At 38.2% G+C, this 3,402-nt stretch carries 1 pseudogene; it reads left to right on the top strand.

The features are described 5' to 3' along the window. Window positions 1-3,402: pseudogene (locus tag RFH42_RS16750) on the top strand (hypothetical protein); the annotation flags it as partial.

The following is a 3,402-nucleotide window of genomic DNA, read 5'->3' as shown; positions in this document are numbered from 1 at the left end:
AAAGAAGTTGCGACTTTAACTGATGGTCTTAAGTTTGTAGGTAATGACGGTAAGGTAATCAGCAAGAAACTCAATGAACAATTGGGCGTTGTTGGTGGCATGACAGACATGACTGCTGATGCAGCAAGTGCTGAAAACATCCGTACTGTTCAAAATGACAAAGGTGAACTTGAAGTTCAATTGTCTAAAGATTTGAAGAACTTAACAAATGTTAATACTGAGAATCTAACTGTAACTAACACAACGAAGTTAGGTGATACTCTCACTGTGAATAAAGGTGATGTGAAATACACTGGCCCAATCACAGATGGTGATCACATCACTAATAAAACTTATGTTGACCAAACAATAACTGATCTTGCGAACAAACCATTAACATTTGCTGCTAACACTGGCACTGTTGAGAAGAAACTTGGTGAGACAGTTACAATCAAAGGTACTGGTACTAAGGCTGATGATGAATACACAGCTGAAAATATCAAGACTATGGTTGATGCTGATGGCAACTTAGTTGTTGCAATGGACAAAAATCTTAAAGCTGATAGCTTGGCGTTAAATGGTAAGGACGGTAAAGACGGTCTTACAATTTCAAGTGGTCAAGGTGCAGCTGGTCTAAATGGTAAAGACGGTGAAACACGTATTACTTACAAGACTGAAGATGGTAAAGTTCAAGAAGTTGCGACTTTAAATGATGGCCTACAGTTTGTTGGTAATGATGGTAAGGTAATCAACAAAAAACTTAATGAGAAGTTAGGTGTTGTTGGTGGTATGACAGACATGACTGCTGGTGCAGCAAGTTCTGAAAACCTTCGTACTGTTCAAAACGACAAAGGTGAACTTGAAGTTCAATTGTCTAAAGATTTGAAGAACTTAACAAATGTTAATACTGAGAATCTAACTGTAACTAACACAACGAAGTTAGGTGATACTCTCACTGTGAATAAAGGTGATGTGAAATACACTGGCCCAATCACAGATGGTGATCACATCACTAATAAAACTTATGTTGACCAAACAATAACTGATCTTGCGAACAAACCATTAACATTTGCTGCTAACACTGGCACTGTTGAGAAGAAACTTGGTGAGACAGTTACAATCAAAGGTACTGGTACTAAGGCTGATGATGAATACACAGCTGAAAATATCAAAACTGTGGTTGATGCTGATGGCAACTTAGTTGTTGCAATGGACAAAAATCTTAAAGCTGACAGCTTGGCGTTAAATGGTAAGGATGGTAAAGACGGTCTTACAATTTCAAGTGGTCAAGGTGCAGCTGGTCTAAATGGTAAAGACGGTGAAACACGTATTACTTACAAGACTGAAGATGGTAAAGTTCAAGAAGTTGCGACTTTAAATGATGGCCTACAGTTTGTTGGTAACGATGGTAAGGTAATCAACAAAAAACTTAATGAGAAGTTAGGTGTTGTTGGTGGTATGACAGACATGACTGCTGGTGCAGCAAGTTCTGAAAACATCCGTACTGTTCAAAACGACAAAGGTGAACTTGAAGTTCAATTGTCTAAAAACTTAAAAGGTCTTGAGTCTGTTGTTGTTGGTGATACAACAATCAACAATGCTGGTTTGACTATTAAAAATGGTCCAAGTATTACAGCTGGTGGTATTAACGCTGGTGGTAAAGTGATTAGCAATGTTGCAGCAGGTAAAGATGGTAAAGATGCTGTAAACGTTGATCAATTGAACCAAGTTGCTGCTGCATCTAAAGTAGATGTGAAAGAAGGCAAAAACGTTAAAGTAACCACTAAAGTGAATGATGATGGCAGTAAAGAATTTACTGTTGCAACAGCTGCTGTAGTTGACTTTGATAAAGTGACTGTTGGTAACGTTACTATTGATAAGAAAACAAATGATATCACTGGTTTAAGTAATGTTAACCTTAAAGCTGGTGACTTCGGAACTAAAGGTCGTGCTGCAACTGAAGAGCAATTGGTATCAGCAGCGAATGCTGTAGCCAAAGTAATCGGTGGTGACACAGATAACCGTGGTGCAACGATTATTGGTGCCAATATTGGTAATACTGGTAAAACAACGATTCATGATGCAATTGCCTCAGTGAGAACTGATGTAAAAGCAGGTGAAAACATCACTGTTGATACTCTTGTAAATGATGATGGTAGCCGTGAATTTACAGTTGCAACTAAGAAAGATGCTAAGTTTGATAGTGTAACGTTAGGTGATACTGTTCTTAACCAGACTGGTTTAACCATTAAAAATGGTCCAAGCATTACCGTTAATGGTATTGATGCTGGTGACAAAGTTATCAGTAATGTTGCTGATGGTAAAAATGGTAAAGATGCAGTTAACGTTGATCAATTGACGAAAACTGGTGAAGAGTTAACAAATAAAGGTCTTACTTTTGCAGCTAACACTGGTTCTGTTAAGAAAAAATTAGGTGAGACAGTTACAATTAAAGGAGCTGGTACTAAGGCTGATGAAGAATATTCAGCTGAAAATATCAAAACTGTGGTTGATGCTGACGGTAACTTAGTTGTTGCAATGGACAAAAACCTTAAAGCTGATAGTTTGGCGTTAAATGGTAAGGACGGTAAAGACGGTCTTACAATTTCAAGCGGTCAAGGTGCGGCTGGTCTAAATGGTAAAGATGGTGAAACCCGTATTACTTACAAGACTGAAGATGGTAAAGTTCAAGAAGTTGCGACTTTAAATGATGGCCTGCAGTTTGTTGGTAATGATGGTAAGGTAATCAACAAAAAACTTAATGAGAAGTTAGGTGTTGTTGGTGGTATGAAGGACATGACTGCTGGTGCAGCAAGTTCTGAAAACATCCGTACTGTTCAAAACGATAAAGGTGAACTAGAAGTTCAATTGTCTAAGAACCTTAAAGGTCTTGAGTCAGTTGTTGTTGGTGATACAACAATCAATAATGCTGGTTTGACCATTAACAATGGTCCAAGCATTACAACTGGTGGCATTAACGCTGGTGACAAAGTGATTAGCAATGTTGCGGCAGGTAAAGATGGTAAAGACGCTGTAAACGTTGATCAATTGAACCAAGTTGCTGCTGCATCTAAAGTAGATGTGAAAGAAGGCAAAAACGTTAAAGTCACTACTAAAGTGAATGTCGACGGTAGCCAAGAGTTTACTGTAGCAACAGCAGCGGAAGTTGACTTTGATAAAGTGACTGTAGGTAAAGTTACTCTTGATAAGAAAACTGGTGATATCACAGGTTTAAGTAATACCCAGTTAGGTGGTGATACATTTGCAACTAAAGGTCGTGCTGCGACTGAGGAGCAATTGAATTATGTACAAGATAATTTAGTGACGATCCTTGGTGGTAATGCGTTCAATAAAGGTGGCAATGTTTCAATCACCAATATTGGTAACACGGGTAAAGATAATATCCATGACGCGATTTCTTCA

It is taken from the genome of Acinetobacter rudis (assembly GCF_031157835.1).
Lineage (GTDB): Bacteria > Pseudomonadota > Gammaproteobacteria > Pseudomonadales > Moraxellaceae > Acinetobacter > Acinetobacter rudis_A.
The sequence above is the reverse complement of the archived record's forward strand: the minus strand, read 5'-3'. Positions and strand labels throughout refer to the sequence as shown.